The organism is Pseudoroseomonas cervicalis, from assembly GCF_030818485.1.
GTDB classification, from domain to species: domain Bacteria; phylum Pseudomonadota; class Alphaproteobacteria; order Acetobacterales; family Acetobacteraceae; genus Pseudoroseomonas; species Pseudoroseomonas cervicalis_A.
The window spans coordinates 1-15,733 of sequence record NZ_JAUTAJ010000001.1 but is presented as its reverse complement, the minus strand read 5'-3'; the positions used below and the strand labels follow the sequence as shown (position 1 = coordinate 15,733).

The window sequence follows — 15,733 nt, the reverse complement described above, 5'->3', positions numbered from 1 at the left end:
ATTTTCCGAAAGAAATGGGAAAAATGGACCGGATCGACCTCAGGATCCTGGGCATCATCCAGCGCGATGGCCGCATCACCAATCTGGAGCTGGCCGAGCAGATCGGGCTCTCCCCGGCCACCACCAGCGAGCGCTTCCGGCGGCTGGTGAAGGAGGGTTACGTCACCGGCTTCAGCGCCCGGCTGGACCCGCACCGGCTGGGCTTCGGCCTGCTCGCCTTTGTCGAGGTGCTGCTGGACAAGACCACGCCCGACGCCTTCTCCCGCTTCGCCGAGGCGGTGAACCGCGCGCCGGAGGTGCTGGAATGCCACATGGTGGCCGGCGGCTTCGACTATCTGGTGAAGGTGCGTCTGAAGGATATGAGCGCCTATCGCCATTTCCTGGGCGAGGTGCTGCTGAGCCTGCCCGGCGTGAAGGAGACCCGCACCTATGCGGTGATGGAGGAGGTGAAGGAACACGCCCCCCTGCCGCTTGCCCAATTGCCGCTCGCCCTGCAGCGCGCCGGCTGAGGCGCCGGGCTTGGAGGCGCTCGCCGCCTGTGCCGGGCTGTTCCTGGCCGCCTTCGCCGCCGCCACCCTGCTGCCGGCGCAGTCCGAGGCGCTGCTGGCCGGGCTGCTGCTCTCCGGCCGCTATGAGGCCGCGCTGCTGATCCTGAGCGCCGCTTCGGGCAATGTGCTGGGCTCGGTGGTGAACTGGCTGCTCGGCCGCTCGCTGGAGCGGTTCTCCGGGCGGCGCTGGTTCCCGGTCGGGCCGGCGTCGCTGGAGAAGGCCAAGGCCTGGTACCGCCGCTGGGGCCGCTGGAGTCTGCTTCTCAGCTGGCTGCCGGTGGTGGGCGATCCGCTGACCCTGGTGGCCGGGGTGCTGCGCGAGCCCTTCCCCGTCTTCCTGGCGCTGGTGACGATCGCCAAGCTCGGCCGCTATCTGGTGCTGGCGGCGCTGGTGCTGGGCTGGTCCGGCTGAAGGCAAGGAGGGGCGCCCCCGTGGGGCAGGGGCGCCCTCTCCCATGGGGTCCGCCCGGCAGAGCGGACCCCGGGGCACCGGCGGCGGGGAAGGGTGAAGGGTCCCGCCGCCGGCGCGACCGGTCAGAAGCGGTAGGTCGCGGTGGCCAGCACACGCTGGCCGATGCCGCGCTGCGCGCCCTCGGCGCCGCGCGAGAGCAGCGAGCGCTCAGCGTAATTGTATTCGGCGCCGACATCGAGATCGGGGATCGGCGACCAGACCAGATTGGCGATCACCTGGCCCAGCGTGCGGTTCTGCAGATTCTGCGTGCCGGCCGAGAACTCCCTGGCGTAGCTCGGATAGCTGAGCCGGGCGAGGCCGCCGGCCACCGTGCTGCGCAGCGTCGGCGCCCAGAAATGCTGGTAGCCGAGCGTGCCCACCGAGACCTTCACCAGGTCGAGCGAGGCGTTGCGCGCATCGATGCCGGGCAGGCCCACATCGCTGGTGGCGCCGGAGCCCAGGATGTCGAGATAGCGGCCGACCCCCTCGCCATAGGAGACACGGCCGAAGGCGCGGCTCTTGCCCAGGGTGTTGACCGAGGCGTTCAGCGACACGCCGAAGCCCCAGGCCTCGTCGGAGAAGCGCTCCTCGACGGTGGTGCTGCCCTTGTTGGTGTAGTCGATGCGGCGCAGCAGCCCCTGCAGCGCGAAATGGCCCCAGGACCCCGTCGTCATCAGCCGCGCCGTCAGGTCCGGCAGGCGGTTGACGGTGACCGAGGGCACGGTGCCGTCGGTGTCGGGCAGGCGGGCGCCGGCATTGTAGGTGAAGTCGCTCAGCGGGTTCTCGAGGCCGATGGCGAAGCTCGCCCTGCCGCCGAGCGGCGCGGTGTAGCGGAGCTGCGCCTGGCGCGGGCCGCCGAGGCCCAGGAAGCTGAAGCTGTCGAGGAACTCGCCATTCACCGTGTCGCCGAACAGCGTGGTGGTCTGGCCCAGTGTGAAGCCCGCGAACTCGACATAGGCGTGGCGCAGGCGCGGGATCCAGTTGTTCTGGCTGGCGGTGCTGGCGCTGGACTGGGCGCCGGCGAAATCCATCTCCAGCACGCTGCGGGCGACGCCATGCGCGGTGTTGGTGCGGGTCTCGACGCCGAGGCGCGAGCGGCGGGCGCCGAACTGGAAATCGCCGCCCTGGCGCGCCGCCGGACCGCGGGAGAGCGGCACGGTGTTGGCGGATTGCACGTCGGAGCGGTTGCGGCCCTCGACATCGCGCGAGCCGGTCAGCCGCACGAAGCCGTAGAGCCGCACCGAGGTCTCGGTGCCGGGGATGCGCACCGAGCGCGGGAAGCTGCCGGTCAGGTCGCTCTGCTGCGACAGGCGCTCCGCGATCTGCTGCTGGGCGGCGCGCGCCTCGGCGGCGGCGGCGGCGTCACGCTGCTGCTGCGCCTCGATCGTGGCGAGCCGGCGCTGCAGCGCGTCGATCTCCTGGCGCAGGCCGGCGGTGCCCTGCGCGGCGGCGGCTTGGGCGAAGGCGAGGGCAGCGGCCAGCGCCGCGCCGCCGAGCAGGCCATGGCGAAGGGTCGCGCCACGGCGCGAAGCAGGCGTTTGGGACACGCAGTCTCTCCGGAAACGGGCCCGTGGCGCAGGGCTGCGCGGGGCGGCAGGCGGAAGGGCGCTGCCGCAGGGCGTTGCGACAGGCCGCCGGCCAGGCTGCGAAGGGGGCAGGGGGAGGCTCCCGGGGGGCGGGAGGCGCGGCGGGATGGCGGGGCGCATGCGCGGACGCCCCGCCCGCCCTGGTCCTGCCTTGGCCCTTGCGAGCCTTGCCGTGGCGGCAGGACGGTTCTCATCCGCCAAGCTTGCATGAAGCTGACAGCCGGAACAGTTTTCCGCATTGCGTGAGAGATAGGCGTCAACTAAACGCGCCAGGACAGGACAGGTTTCAGATGCGCATTCTGCTGACCGAGGACGATGCCAGGCTGTCTGATCTGCTGAGCCGCGGGCTTCGTCAGCTGGGCTGGTCGGTCGATACTGTCGCGAGCGCCGAGGAGACTGATCTGGCGCTGAAATCCTTCCGCTATCATGCGCTGGTGCTGGATCTCGGCCTGCCGGATGGCGATGGCATGGCGCTGCTGCAGGCGATCCGCCAGCGCGATCGCGGCCTGCCGATCCTGATCCTGACCGCGCGCGGCCGCCTCTCCGACCGGGTGAAGGGGCTGAATGCCGGCGCCGATGATTATCTGGTCAAGCCCTTCGCGCTGGAGGAGATGGTGGCGCGCATCGCCGCCGCCTGCCGCCGCGCCGACCGCCCGGCCGAGACCGAGCTGCGCATGGGCCGTATCGCCCTGGCGCCGGCCGAGCGCAGCTTCAGCGTCGATGGCGTGGTGCAACCGCTACCGCGGCGCGAGATGATGGTGCTGGAGCTGCTGCTGCGCGCCCGGCACCGGCTGGTCAGCAAACCCTATCTGGAGGAGAGCCTGGGCGGGCTCGGCCGCGAGATCGGCGGCAATGCGGTGGAGGTGCATGTCTCCCGCCTGCGCCGCCGCCTGGCCGAGCTCGGCACCGGCCTCGGCATCCGCGCCGAGCGCGGCCTCGGCTACCGGCTCGTCGAGGTCAGCCAGGACCAGGCGGCGTGAGGGGCCGCCCCGGCTCGCTGGCGGCCGGCGCCACCCTGGCCTTCCTGGCGGCGCTGCTGGCCGCGGCGCTGCTGCTGGTCGGGCTGCTGGCGCTGCGCAACGACCAGGCGATGCGCCAGCTGGAGAGCCGCGCCCTGACCCAGCGGGCGCAGAGCATCGCCCGCCACCTGACCTACGCGCCCGAGCGCGGCTGGCGGCTCAGCCTGCCGCCCGACATCGCCGCCGCCTTCTCCAGCCTCTATGGCCGCGCCGCCTATGCGGTGGTCGACCAGCATGGCGACTACCTGCTCGGCAGCAACACCGACACGCCGCTGCTGATCCCCTCCGCCGCGCCGCCCGGCCGCCGCGGCGTGCCGCTTCCCTTCACCCTGGAGCGCGACGGGCGCGAATGGCGCGGCCTGGCGCTGCCGGTGCGGCTCGATGGCTGGTCGCTGTCGATCCAGGTGGCCGAGGATCTGCGCCACCCCGACGTGCTGCTCGACGATGCCGCCTCCGGCTTCCTGCGCGACGTCGCCTGGGTGGTGCTGCCGGTCTTCCTGGCGCTGGGCTGCGCCACGCTGTGGATGCTGCGCCGGGTCAAGCAGCCGCTGACGCTGCTGGCCGCCGAGGCCAGCCGCATCTCCGCCGACGCGCCCGGCGAGCGGCTGAGCGAGGCGGCGGTGCCGAGCGAGCTGGTGCCGCTGGTGCGCGGCATGAACCGGGCGCTGGAGCGCATCGAGGCCGGCCAGGCCGAGCAGCGCGAATTCGTGGCCGATGCGGCGCATGAGCTGCGCACGCCGCTGGCCGTGCTGCAGGCGCATATCGACCTGATGGCCGATCGCGGCGCCGCCGCGGCGCTGGAGAAGGACCTCGCCGTGCTGGAGCGGCTGGTCGGCCAGCTGCTGGCCATCGCCGCGCTGGACGCGCCCGGGCTGCGGCCGGACACGCGGCTGGACCTGCGGGCGCTGACCGACGACCTGGCGACGCTGCTGCGGCCGATGGCGGCGCTGCGCGGCGTGGCGCTGCGCACCCGCCAGCCCGCCGCCGCGGTGCCCGTGCTGGCCGAGGAGGAGGCGCTGTCCCAGGCCATCGCCAACCTGCTGGAGAATGCCATCGGCCATGCGCCGCCGGGCAGCGCGGTGGAGGTGACGGTGGGCGAGGATGGCAGCGTGCTGGTCGAGGATGCCGGCCCCGGCGTGCCGGAGCATGAGCGGCAGCTGGTGTTCCGCCGCTTCTGGCGCAGCCGGCGGCGGGCCGACCGGCGGCGCGGCGGCGCCGGGCTTGGGCTGGCCATCGTGCAGCGCGCGGCGGTGCTGCATGGCGGCGGCGTCTCGGTCGGCGCCTCGCGGCTGGGCGGCGCCGCCTTCCGCCTGGTCATCCCCGTGCTGCGGCCGGGCGCCGCCGGCTGAGGCCGCCCGGCCTCACCCCGGATTGTCCGGCCGGGCCCGCCCCCCGCCGGGGCGCTGGTTGCGGCGGCGTTCCGTCCGCCCCTATCCTGCCCGGCATGCCCCGGCCCGCATGCCCTGGGCGAAGCGGGAGGACAGCATGGCGCAGAACCAGGACAAGGCCGGCCTGCAGCGGCTCGACGAGGCGGCGCTGGACAGGGTCAGCGGCGGCGCCGGGGCGGGGGTCACGCAGGGCTTCGGCAGCCTGCCGGAGGGCGGCTATGAGGCGCTGATCGGCCAGCAGGCCCCCGGCCTCGACAGCGCCCTCCAGCAGCAATTGCAGGAGATGCGGGACCGCAACGACCTGCTGCGGGACTTCAACACGGTGCTGGGCGTGCTGCGCGGCGACGCGCCGGGGGCCGAGGGCTTCGGCCAGTTCACCGACCATGCCGGGCAGCAGCAGGATGTCGCCGCCTGGCTGCAGCAGCACGACATCACCCTGGACGGCGATGGCAATGGCAGCCTGAGCCAGAGCGAGGTGTCGCAGACGGTGCAGGCGATCAAGGACACGATGGACGGCATGCAGCAGATGTCGCAGCACGACATGCTGAAGCTGCAGCAGCAGATGAACAGTTTCGGCCAGGCGACGGAGCTGATGAACCAGACCATGCAGACCATCCAGCAATCCCTCCAGAGCGTCATCCAGAAGGTGAGCTGAGGCCGGCCGGGACGGGGCGAGGGGGGGGCGCCCGGCGGCCGGGCGCGTCGCCGGGGGCGGCGCTGCCGCGCGCCGGCTGAACCGCGTCAGGCCGCCGCGGCCAGATGCGCCAGCGCCAGATCCAGCGCGCGGTCCAGGCAGCCCTTGAGGAAATGGTCGGCGCCGGGGAACACCACCACCGGATGCTGCGTCGCCCGGCCCCAGCCCAGCAGCGAGGGCAGCGGCGCCATCGCATCCTCCTCGCCATGCAGCAGCAGGGTGCGGGGCGGGATCGGCAGCGCCGGATAGTCGCGCCCGCCCGGCACCACACCGACCGGCAGCCCCATCAGCACGATGCCGCGGGCCGGCGCGCCCTCCGCCTCCAGCCGGCAGGCCAGCCGGGCATAGACATGCGCGCCGAAGGAGAAGCCGAGCAGGCCGAGCGGCAGCCCGGGATGCTCGGCGCGCAGCAGCGCGGCGATGGCGGCGGCATCCTCCGCCTCGCCGATGCCCTCGGCATACTCGCCCTCGGAGCCGTCGACGCCGCGGAAGCTCGGCCGCACCGCGATCCAGCCGGCCTCGGCCAGGCGGCGCGCCGCGCTGTGCGGCACGATGTGGCGCGGCGAGCCGCCGAGCAGCGGCTGCGGATGGCTGACCAGCACCAGGCCGCGCGGCGCCACCCCTTCCGCCGGGTGGTTCAGGGTCAGCTGCAGGCGGCCGGCGGGGCCGTCGATCAGGCGGGTCTCGGGGCGGGGCAGGGGCATGGTCTCTGGCAGGCTCGGGCGGACTCTGGGGCGGTTGGCCGGCGATCATGGCGCCCCGCGCGGGGTGGCGCCAGGGCCGCGCCGGCGCCGGGTCTGCAGCGGCCAATCCGCGGATGCCGCCGGCGCGGCGATCGCCTAGCATGGCGGGCCGGTGTGTGACCGGTTCGTGGTAAGAAGCTGTTCATCCCCGCCGCCCATAAGGCGCGGTCGGCCGCGCAGCGCGAAGGGACCAGCTGATGGACGAGGTTGCGGGCGAGCCGGGCATCCGCCCGCCGGAGACGGACCGCTACGCCGCGCTGTCGGCGCCGCTGCCGCCGGATGAGGAGGCGCGGCTGCACTCCCTCTACTGCTCCGGCCTGCTCGACACCGAGGCGGATGCGCGGTTCGACACCTTCACCCGGCTGGCGGCGCGGCTGCTCGACGTGCCGATCGCGCTGTTCACCCTGGTCGACCGCTACCGGCAATGGTTCAAATCCGCCCAGGGCTTCCGCCAGGGCGACGGCACGCCGCGCAGCATCGCCTTCTGCGCCCATGCGCTGCTGCAGCCCGGCCAGCCGCTGATCGTCGAGGACGCGACGCGCGACCCGCGCTTCGCCGCCAACCCGCTGGTCACCGGCAGCGAGGCGATCCGCTTCTATGCCGGCATTCCCGTGCTCGACTATGAAGGCCGGCCGATGGGCACGCTCTGCGTGCTCGACCGCCAGCCGCGCCGCCTGTCGCAGGCCCAGCTCGACACGCTGCGCGACCTGGCCTTCGGCCTCGGCGCCGTGTTCCGCATGGAGCAGGCGGCGGCGAGCTGGCAGGAGACGCAGGAGAACCAGCGCTGGGCCACGACGCTGGCGCCGCAGGCGCCCTGGACCGCCGATCCCGAGGGCAGCATCCTCGAGGTCGGGCCCGGGCTGCTGGCCTGGCTCGGCCAGCCGGCCGAGGCGCTGCGCGGCCGCGGCTGGCTGCGCTGGGTGCCGCCCGCCGAGCGCGAGGCGGCGGAGGCCGCCTTCGGCCGGGCGATGGCCAGTGGCGAGCCGCTCGACAGCGAATTCCCGCTGCAGGGCGCCGATGGCGCGCTGCGCTGGATGCGCAGCCGCGCCGCGCCGCGGCGCGACGCGGCCGGGCGCATCCTGCGCTGGTACGGCACCATCGAGGATGTGCATGAGCGCCGCCTGGCCGAGGCTTCGGCGGCCGAGATGCGCGACCGGCTGGACACCGTGCTGGAGAGCACGACCGACCGGGTCGCCTTTCTCGATCTCGACTGGCGCGTGACCTATCTGAACGGCCCGCTGCTGCGCGTGCCGGCCTATCGCGCAGCACTCGGCCGGGTGGTGTGGGAGGCGCTGCCGGAGCTGCAGAACAGCGAGCTGCAGCGCCAGCTGCTGCGCGGCCGCGCGCTCGGCCAAGCCGCGCGCTTCGACTGGTACAGCCCGCGCCAGGGCCGCTGGTTCGAGGTGCATGCCTTCCCGACGCCGCAGGGCACGTCGCTGTTCCTGCGCGACATCAGCGAGCAGCGCCGGCTGGAGCAGGAGCGCGCCGAGGCGCAGCAGCGCCTGCTGCACCAGGCGCTGCATGACGGGCTGACCGGCCTGCCCAACCGCGCCTTCCTGCGCCAGCGCTGCCGCGCGCCGGATGCCGAGGGGGGTGGCCATGGCGCCTGGCTGTATCTCGGCCTGGAGGAGTTCCGCATCGCCGCCGGCACGCTGGGGCCTGCCACCGGCGAGGCGCTGCTGCGCCAGGTGGCGCAGCGCCTGCGCGAGGGCGGCGCGCCGGGCGAGGTGGTGGCCTATCTGGGCGGCGAGGATTTCGCCCTGCTGCTGCCCGGCCCGGTGGAGGGCGAGGCGGCGGAGCAGCGCGCCGAGGCGGTGCTGCGCGCCATCGCCCAGCCCTTCTTCGTCGAGGGCAGCGTGGCGGTGCTGGGCCTGAGCATCGGCATCGCCCTGGCGCCGCGGCATGGCGGGGGCGCGGATGCGCTGCTGCAGGCCGCCAGCATCGCCATGCACCGGGCGCGCGAGGAAGGGCGCGGCGGCATCCGCCGCTTCACCTCCGTCATGCTGCAGCGCATGGAGCAGCGCCAGCGGCTGCGCCAGGATCTGCGCGAGGCGATGCTGCGCTCCGAATTCTCGCTGGTCTACCAGCCGCTGATCGACCTGCCCTCGCGCCGCGTTGCCGGCTTCGAGGCGCTGATGCGCTGGCAGCATCCGCGCTGCGGCGCCGTCTCCCCGGCCGAGTTCATCCCGGTGGCCGAGGAGAGCGGGCTGATCGTCGCCATGGGCGCCTGGGCGCTGCGCAGCGCCTGCGCCACGGCGGCGAGCTGGCCGGAGGCGATGCGCGTCGCCGTCAACCTCTCCCCGGCGCAGTTCCGCAGCCCGGGGCTGGTGGAGACGGTGCAGAAGGCGCTGTGGCAGAGCGGGCTGGCGCCGGGGCGGCTGAAGCTCGAGATCACCGAATCCGTGCTGCTGCAGGACAGCGAGGCGAATCTCGCCGTGCTGCACGCGCTGCGCGACCTCGGCGTGATGGTGGTGCTGGATGATTTCGGCACCGGCTATGCCTCGCTGAGCTATCTGCAGCGCTTTCCCTTCCACAAGCTGAAGATCGACCAGGTCTTCGTGCGCCGGCTGATCGAGCGCGACGACAGCCAGAAGATCGTCACCTCGATCCTGGGCCTGGCGCGCGCGCTCGGCATCGGCACCACGGCGGAGGGGGTGGAGAGTCAGGAGCAGCTGGACTGGCTGACCCGCCAGGGCTGCGGCCAGGTGCAGGGCTTCCTGCTGGGCCGGCCGATGCCGCCCGGGGCGATCGAGGCCTATCTGCAGCGCTATGCGGCGGAGCGGGCCGAGGCGCTGGCGCGGCTGGAGGGGGCGGCGGATGCGGCGCCACCGGTGGCCGCGGACTGAGCGTCCCGGGGCTTATTTTACATAAGATAGATTATGCGGAAGGCAGCATGCCGACAGTGCCAGCCGCTCCCCCGGTGCCCCTGCCGGGCGCCCGCTGCCGGCAGGCCTGATCGCCTGGACAGCCGCCTTCCCCGCCAGCCGGCTCGAGGCTGGGCGGGGATGCGCGGCCGGCGGCAAGGCCCGCCGCGCGACGCCGGCAGGGTGGGGCCGCCCCGCGGGGGAGCGGCCGCGCCTGCCGAAAGGCCTCAGCGGGCCGGGCGCGCGCCCGGGGCCGCGCCACCCGGCGCGGCCGGGGCCTGGCCCGGCGCCGGCATGGCGGTGTAGCCGGTGGGCAGGGTCAGCTTGGCCGGGTCGACGGTGCCATAGGTCACCTGCGTCGCCTCCATCGTCACCGAGGCGCCGTTCGGCCCGGTGCCGACCGAGCGCAGCAGCACGCCGTCATCGGTGAAGCAGGAGGTGCCGCGCACCTGGCCCGCCACCATCTCCCACTCGGTGCAGGACTGGCCGGCGACCGTCGCCGTCGCCTTGCGGGTGAAGGTCGCGCCCGGAGGGGCTTCCTGCGTCATGGCGGCAACCGTCGCCGGCGGCATCGCCATGGTGGCGCGCTGCGCCTCCATCACCATGGTCGCCGTGTTGGCCTGGCGGTCGAGCAGCATCCAGCCGGCATTGCCCGGCATGTCGACGCGCTGCTTGCCCGTGCTGGGGGAGAAGGCCATCTGCATCTCCTGCGGCGGCGCGCCGGCCATGCTCATGCGGTAGGCGACGGTGACGTCGCGGGTCGGCCGCAGATTGGTGGGCTGCGCCTCGGCGGCGGTGACGAAGAGCGGCGCCGCGCCGAGCGCCAGGACGGTCGCGGTGGCCAGGAGACGGGTCATGATTCCTCCGAAATAGAAGTGACGGCGCTTCACTGCGCCGCCGGCGTCGCCGCATCCAGAGCCGGGCTGCGCACGATCGGGAGAGAGACGCTCACATCCCGCTCAGCGTTGTCGTCGCCATGCCGCTCTCACGCGAATGTTCCGCGCGCCCCGCTTGCCGCGATGCGGCGCCGGCGGGATGGCTTGCGCAGGATGACGATGGAGACAGGCATGTCGGGCAATGCGCGCAGCGGGGAGTCGCGCGGCGCGGCGCAGCGGGGCGCGATGCTGCGCGCGCTGGGCATGGCCGCAGGGCTGGCGCTGCTCGCCACGGCGACACCGGCCGCGGCGCAGGCGATGCGCTGGGAGCAGCGCCAGGGCGAGGGCCGCCTCTATCTGGCCTATGAGGTTCCCGAGAGCAGCGAGCAGAGCCTGCTGCTGGTCTGCGACACCGCGCGGCGCCGCCTGTCGCTGCGCTATGTCGATGATCGCGACCGGGTGCGCGCCGGCACGACCGCGGGGCTGGAACTGGCTTCCGAGGGTGGGCGCCTCGGCCTGCGCCTGCCGGCGCAGCAGGAGGAGCTGGACGACCAGATCGTGCTGGCCGGCGACCTGCCGCTGGATGCGGCGCTGCTGCGCATCCTGCGCGGCCAGACCCTGCGCGTGACGCTGGAGGGCCAGACCGAGAGCATCCCGCTCTCCGGCGCGCAGCCGGGTGTCGCGGCGCTGGAAGCGGGCTGCGGTCCGCGCTGAAGGGCGCGCCCCGAAGTGCGGGCGGGGCGGGCGCCCAGGCCCCCGCCCCGCCTCCGGCGCCTGGAGGCGCGTGGTCAGTGCGCCGCGGCGGTCGGGCGCACGACGATCTCGTTGACGTCGACATCGCCCGGCTGCTCGATGGCGTAGCGCACGGCGCGGGCGATGGCGTCCGGCTTCAGCGCGATGGCGCGGTAGTCGCGCATCAGCGACGCCGCCGCGGCGTCGGTGATGGTGTCGGCCAGCTCGCTCTCCACCACGCCGGGATGGATGCAGGTGACGCGCAGCGCCTGGCTCTCCTGCCGCAGCCCGTCGGAAATGGCGCGCACCGCGTATTTCGTCGCGCAATACACCGCCGCGGTGGGCGAGACGCTGAGCGCGCCGATCGAGGCGATGTTGACGACATGCCCCTGCCCCTGGCGCTGCATCACGGGCAGCACGGCGGCGATGCCCCAGAGCACGCCCTTGATGTTGACATCCACCATGCGCTCCCACTCGTCGAGCTTCAGGGAGGCCATGGGCGAGAGCGGCATGATTCCGGCATTGTTCACCATCACGTCGATGCGGCCCCATGCGCCGAGCGCCGTGTCGGCGAAGGCCGCCATATCGGCGCGGTCGGTGACGTCGAGGCGCCGGACCCGCACCGTGCCGCCGGCGGCATTCAGCTCCTCGGCCAGCGCCTCCAGCCGGTCGGTGCGGCGCGCGCCCAGCAGCAGCTTCGCGCCGGCGGTGGCCAGTTCGCGGGCGATGGCGGCGCCGATGCCGCTGGAAGCGCCGGTGATCAGAACGACCTTGTCCATGGGAAAGCTCCTCTCCTGGCTGGCCGGCGGAGGCCGGCGCTGGTCAGGAGGTAGCCAGGCCGTGCCGTCCAGAGAACTTGCCCATTGCTGACCGAAGCGGTTAGCCTCGCTTGACAATGAGCCTTGACCTCAACGCCCTCACCGTCTTCGCGGCGGTGGCCGAGACCCGCAGCTTCCGCGCCGCCGCCGACCGGCTCGGCGTCACCCGCTCGGCGGTCAGCCAGACCATGCGCAAGCTGGAGGCGCAGCTCGGCATCGCCCTGCTGCTGCGCACCACCCGCAGCGTCAGCCTGACCGAGGCGGGTGCGCGCTTCCATGCCGGCGTCGCCGCCGGGCTGGCGGAGATCGGCCAGGCGGCGGAGGCCGCGGGCGCGCTGCGCGGCCGCCCCTCCGGCCTGCTGCGGCTGGCCGTATCCTCGATCGCCGAGAGTTTTCTCTCGGGCCCGCTGCTCGGCGCCTTCCTGGAGGCGCATCCGGAGATCCGCCTCGACGTCACCGTCACCGACGAGGAATTCGACATCGTGGCCGAGGGCTATGATGCCGGGGTGCGGCTGGGCGAGGTGATCGCGCAGGACATGATCGCCGTGCCGGTGGCCACGCCGCAGCGCCAGCTGGCGGTCGCCGCCCCCGCCTATCTGGCGCGCCAGGGCAAACCCGCGCATCCGCGCGAGCTGCCGGCGCATCGCTGCATCGGCTGGCGCCCGGCGCCCGATCTGCCGCCCTATCGCTGGGAATTCGGCGAGGATGGCGAGGAATTCGATGTCGAGGTGGCGCCCTATGTCACCACCAACGACATGCAGCTGATGATCCGCCTGGCCTGCGCCGGCCAGGGCATCACCTTCGGCATGGAGGACAGTTTCCGGCCCTGGATCGAGCGCGGCGAGCTGGTGCCGCTGCTGGCCGAATACTGCCCGAGCTTCCCCGGCTTCTTCCTGTACTTCCCGAGCCGCCGCAACCTCGCCCCCAAGCTGCGCGCGCTGATCGACCATCTGCGGCAGCAGGGGCGCGGCGGGCACGGCACCGGCCCTTGAATTCCGATATATCGAGATGCATCTGAACGCGGCGGAGGCCCGGCCCGGCCGGCCCCCCTCCCCTTCGAGACAGGATGCGCCATGCCCCTCCACAGCCACGCCACGCTGCCCACCGCCCAGGCCGGCCGCTATCTGCAGCAGCTCTGCAAGCACTGGGCCCACAGCCTGGCCGTCGACTTCACCCCCGAGCAGGGCCGTGTCGTCTTCCCGCGCGACGCGCGCGGCGCCGACTGGCCGGGCGAGGCGGTGCTGCAGCTGCGCGCCGCGCCGGACGGGCTGCATTGCGCGCTGGAGGCCAGCGCGGAGGGACAGCTCGCCGCGCTGCAGGGCGCGGTGGAGCGGCATCTGGAGCGCTTCGCCTTCCGCGAGGCGCCGCTGCGCTTCGACTGGCAGGATGGCGCCGCCGGCTGAGCCCGGCGGCAGGAGGCACCCCGATGCGGCACCGCCACCACCACCCCGAGGCACCGCCCTGCGGCGGCGACGGCGCGCCCGGCCGCGAGCATCGTCATGGGCATCGCCATGGCCATGTCGATCGCCGGCATGGCCGCCGGCTGTTCGATTATGGCGAGCTGCGCCTGCTGCTGCTGGCGATGATCGGCGAGCAGCCGCGCCATGGCTATGAGCTGATCAAGGCGGTCGAGGAGCGCTTCGCCGGCGCCTATTCGCCGAGCCCGGGGGTGATCTACCCGACCCTCGCCTGGCTGGACGACATGGGCTATGCGCGCCCCGAACCGGCCGAGGCCGGCCGCAAGCGCTACCGCCTGACCGCCGAGGGCGAGGCCTTCCTGCAGGCCAATGCCGCGGCCGCCACGGCGCTGCTGGCGCGCGGCGGCGGCGGCCCGCCGGCGGGCATCCCCGACCCGGTGCTGCGCGCCATGGAGAATCTGAAGCTGGCGCTGCGCCTGCGGCTGCGCGGCCGGGCCGTGGCGCCGGAGGCCGCCCAGGCCATCGCCGCGGCCATCGATGCCGCCGCCCTGGCGGTGGAGCGCAGCTGAGGCCGGCCGCCGGCGCTCAGGCCGCCGGATGGTGCCGGGCGGGCTCGGCCGGGCCGGCCGCCGCCGCGCCGCAGGGCAGCGGCGGATGCGCGCTGCCATCGGCGTAGTGCAGCCGCAGGCGCGCCGCCAGCGCCTCGCTGCGCGCCACCACGCCGGGGCTGGCCTCCGGCGGCTGCGCCAGGCCGATCCAGCCGCTGCGCTGCGAGGTCCAGCGCAGCGGCGCGATGCGGCCATCCCCGGCCAGGAAGATCTCCGCCGCGACCACCCCCTGCTCCTGCCGCAGCCCCTCGGGGATCTCCGCCCGCAGCGCCTGGCCGGGCGGGAAGAGCAGGAAGCGGAAACAGGCCTCCGCCGCGATCGGCGCGGCCGGCGGCGGCAGGGTCTCGGGCAGGGAGCAGGCGCGGCGCGCCTCGGCCAGGAAGGGGTCCACGCCCCCGACGCGGCCGGCCAGGTCCGGCGTCAGCCCGCCGCCGCAGCGCATCGCCAGCTCGATCGGCCGCAGCCCCGCGGGCGTGGCGGCGAATTCGGTGTGGGTGGCGCCATCGCGGAAGCCGAGCGCGGCGCAGAGCGCGCCCACCATGCGCGCGGCCTCCGCCCGCCACTGATCGGCGTCGCGATCATAGACCACGGCCAGATCGACCCGCGCCGGCGGCGGCGACTTCACCTTGCGTCCGACCGCGACGCAATGGGCGACGCCGTCGCGCAGCAGCGTCTCGCAGCTGAATTGCGGCCCCGGCAGCGCCGCCTCGGCCAGCACGGCGCTGCCCGGCAGACCGCTGGTGGCGGCGAAGGCATAGGCCTCGGCCAGCCCCGCCTCCCCCTCCACCAGGCTGACGCCGCGCGAGCCGCCGGTGCTGCGCTGCGGCTTCAGCACCAGCGGGAAGCCGCCCAGCGCGGCGGCCAGGCCCGGCAGCTCCTCCGGCCCGCGCAGCAGGCGGTGCGGCACGTGGTATTCCGGCGCCCGGCGCTGCCAGGCCTGGCGCTGCGCCAGCTTGTCCAGCCCCTGCGCCACGATCTCCGGCTCGGCCGCGCCGCGCAGGCCGAGCGCCCGGCCGAGCTGCGCCGCCGCCAGCGCCGTCGCCTCATTGGTGCCGAGCACCGCATCCACCCCGCCCAGGGCCGCGACCCCCTTGCGCAGCGCCGCGACATCATCGGGCCTGACCTGCAGCGCCGCATCGGCCACCACGAAACCATGCGGCACCGGCAGGTCGTCGGCGACGATGCAGAAGAAGCCGGCGGCGCGGGCGGCGCGGATGCGCGGCACCAGGCCGAGCCCGGCGCCCAGGACCAGCAGGCGCGGCATCGACGGGCGCGGCGCCATCCGTTCAGCCGCCCGCGCGGCCGAGATCGGCGGCATCGGCGATGCCCGCCGCATCCTGCAGCTTGTTCACCGCGAAGACGCCCGACCAGCGGCCGCGAAAGGCCAGCCAGTCGCAGGGGCGCTGCGGATCGATCGTCTCGATGCCATGCGCCTGCTGCGGGTGGAACCAGACCACATCGCCCGGGGCGAGCGCCGCATCGACGCCGCGCAGCGCGCCGCCCTTCTCCTGCAGCACCAGCCCGCCCTCGCTGTAATCCTGCCCGAAGCGCGACAGCATCATCAGCGGCACGGCGCATTGATGCGGCCCGACCGGGTCCTGGTGCAGGTTCATGCAGCCCTCGCCCGCCGGGTAGAAATGGAACAGCAGCCGGGCGATGGCGCCCTCCTCCGGCGCGCGGCCCAGATATTTCTGCGGCGGCAGCCCGGCCAGCAGGTTGCGCAGCCGGAAGACCGGCGCGGTCAGGCGGAACAGGTCGAACGGATCCTGGTTCCAGGGCAGGAAGGAGAACTGGTGGTAGTTCGCCTTGACGAAGGAGCGCTCATCCCAGCGATTGACGCGGTGCGCATTCGGCGCGCCCGGCCGCAGCGGCACGTAGTTCGGCAGCGAGCAGCGGCCGATGCGCGACAGCCATTCGGTGAGGCGCGCGACCAGCAGCGGCGGCAGCACGGCGCGGCTGATGCCGACCTCATGCGCGGCGATGCGCTGC

General features: G+C 73.9%; 16 protein-coding genes. 10 read left to right on the top strand and 6 right to left on the bottom strand.

Annotation, left to right across the window (positions count from 1 at the left end; translation table 11 throughout):
- The first annotated feature begins 23 nt into the window (after positions 1 to 23).
- Both QE401_RS00080 and QE401_RS00075 read left to right on the top strand, forming a co-directional pair.
- Entirely contained in the window at positions 24 to 509 is a 486-nt protein-coding gene (locus QE401_RS00080) for an Lrp/AsnC ligand binding domain-containing protein (protein WP_307136210.1), read from the top strand.
- A gap of 10 nt (positions 510 to 519) precedes the next feature.
- Positions 520 to 960 (top strand): YqaA family protein, encoded by a 441-nt coding sequence (locus tag QE401_RS00075; RefSeq protein WP_307136209.1) that lies wholly within the window; start codon positions 520 to 522, stop codon positions 958 to 960.
- A 122-nt stretch (positions 961 to 1,082) separates the two neighbouring features.
- Here the strand turns inward: QE401_RS00075 and QE401_RS00070 are convergent, their stop codons facing one another.
- Positions 1,083 to 2,546, bottom strand: coding sequence for a DcaP family trimeric outer membrane transporter (locus QE401_RS00070; protein WP_307136208.1), 1,464 nt, complete (start codon positions 2,544 to 2,546; stop codon positions 1,083 to 1,085).
- A 329-nt stretch (positions 2,547 to 2,875) separates the two neighbouring features.
- Between QE401_RS00070 and QE401_RS00065 the strand changes: the two genes are divergently transcribed.
- The 3 genes from QE401_RS00065 to QE401_RS00055 all read left to right on the top strand — a co-directional run bounded on the left by QE401_RS00065 (position 2,876) and on the right by QE401_RS00055 (position 5,647).
- Positions 2,876 to 3,565 carry a response regulator transcription factor gene (locus tag QE401_RS00065; protein ID WP_307136207.1) on the top strand — a complete coding sequence of 230 codons (690 nt, stop codon included), beginning with the start codon at positions 2,876 to 2,878 and terminating at the stop codon, positions 3,563 to 3,565.
- Positions 3,562 to 4,953 carry a sensor histidine kinase gene (locus tag QE401_RS00060; RefSeq protein ID WP_307136206.1) on the top strand — a complete coding sequence of 464 codons (1,392 nt, stop codon included), beginning with the start codon at positions 3,562 to 3,564 and terminating at the stop codon, positions 4,951 to 4,953. The genes QE401_RS00065 and QE401_RS00060 overlap by 4 nt, the downstream gene beginning before the upstream one ends.
- A gap of 136 nt (positions 4,954 to 5,089) precedes the next feature.
- Positions 5,090 to 5,647, top strand: coding sequence for a hypothetical protein (locus QE401_RS00055; protein ID WP_307136205.1), 558 nt, complete (start codon positions 5,090 to 5,092; stop codon positions 5,645 to 5,647).
- 86 nt (positions 5,648 to 5,733) lie between these two features.
- Here QE401_RS00055 and QE401_RS00050 read toward each other — a convergent pair whose 3' ends face one another.
- A complete protein-coding gene (locus tag QE401_RS00050; protein WP_307136204.1) occupies positions 5,734 to 6,390 on the bottom strand; it encodes an alpha/beta hydrolase in 657 nt (218 codons plus the stop codon).
- A 236-nt stretch (positions 6,391 to 6,626) separates the two neighbouring features.
- Between QE401_RS00050 and QE401_RS00045 the strand changes: the two genes are divergently transcribed.
- A complete protein-coding gene (locus QE401_RS00045) occupies positions 6,627 to 9,275 on the top strand; it encodes a sensor domain-containing phosphodiesterase (protein WP_307136203.1) in 2,649 nt (882 codons plus the stop codon).
- Positions 9,276 to 9,520: 245 nt separating this feature from the next.
- Here QE401_RS00045 and QE401_RS00040 read toward each other — a convergent pair whose 3' ends face one another.
- Positions 9,521 to 10,150, bottom strand: a complete 630-nt coding sequence (locus QE401_RS00040; RefSeq protein WP_307136202.1) for a hypothetical protein — start codon at positions 10,148 to 10,150, stop codon at positions 9,521 to 9,523.
- Positions 10,151 to 10,342: 192 nt separating this feature from the next.
- Here QE401_RS00040 and QE401_RS00035 point away from each other — a divergent pair, with 192 nt between their 5' ends.
- Positions 10,343 to 10,882, top strand: a complete 540-nt coding sequence (locus QE401_RS00035) for a hypothetical protein (protein ID WP_307136201.1) — start codon at positions 10,343 to 10,345, stop codon at positions 10,880 to 10,882.
- Between the two features lie 74 nt (positions 10,883 to 10,956).
- On the opposite strand, the gene QE401_RS00030 is transcribed toward QE401_RS00035, so the two are convergent.
- Positions 10,957 to 11,679 carry an SDR family oxidoreductase gene (locus QE401_RS00030; protein WP_307136200.1) on the bottom strand — a complete coding sequence of 241 codons (723 nt, stop codon included), beginning with the start codon at positions 11,677 to 11,679 and terminating at the stop codon, positions 10,957 to 10,959.
- Between the two features lie 116 nt (positions 11,680 to 11,795).
- On the opposite strand from QE401_RS00030, the gene QE401_RS00025 reads away from it, so the two are divergent.
- The 3 genes from QE401_RS00025 to QE401_RS00015 all read left to right on the top strand — a co-directional run bounded on the left by QE401_RS00025 (position 11,796) and on the right by QE401_RS00015 (position 13,705).
- Positions 11,796 to 12,710: a LysR family transcriptional regulator gene (locus tag QE401_RS00025; protein WP_307136199.1), complete on the top strand. Its 915-nt coding sequence runs from the start codon at positions 11,796 to 11,798 to the stop codon at positions 12,708 to 12,710.
- Positions 12,711 to 12,791: 81 nt separating this feature from the next.
- Entirely contained in the window at positions 12,792 to 13,121 is a 330-nt protein-coding gene (locus tag QE401_RS00020) for a DUF2218 domain-containing protein (protein WP_307136198.1), read from the top strand.
- Between the two features lie 23 nt (positions 13,122 to 13,144).
- Positions 13,145 to 13,705, top strand: a complete 561-nt coding sequence (locus tag QE401_RS00015) for a PadR family transcriptional regulator (RefSeq protein WP_307136197.1) — start codon at positions 13,145 to 13,147, stop codon at positions 13,703 to 13,705.
- 16 nt (positions 13,706 to 13,721) lie between these two features.
- On the opposite strand, the gene QE401_RS00010 is transcribed toward QE401_RS00015, so the two are convergent.
- The gene (locus QE401_RS00010; protein WP_307136196.1) at positions 13,722 to 15,026 is read right to left on the bottom strand and encodes an ATP-grasp domain-containing protein; all 1,305 of its coding nucleotides are present in this window, start codon (positions 15,024 to 15,026) and stop codon (positions 13,722 to 13,724) included.
- Positions 15,027 to 15,030: 4 nt separating this feature from the next.
- On the bottom strand, positions 15,031 to 15,733 hold a 703-nt coding region (locus QE401_RS00005), incomplete at its 5' end, for a hypothetical protein (RefSeq protein ID WP_307136195.1).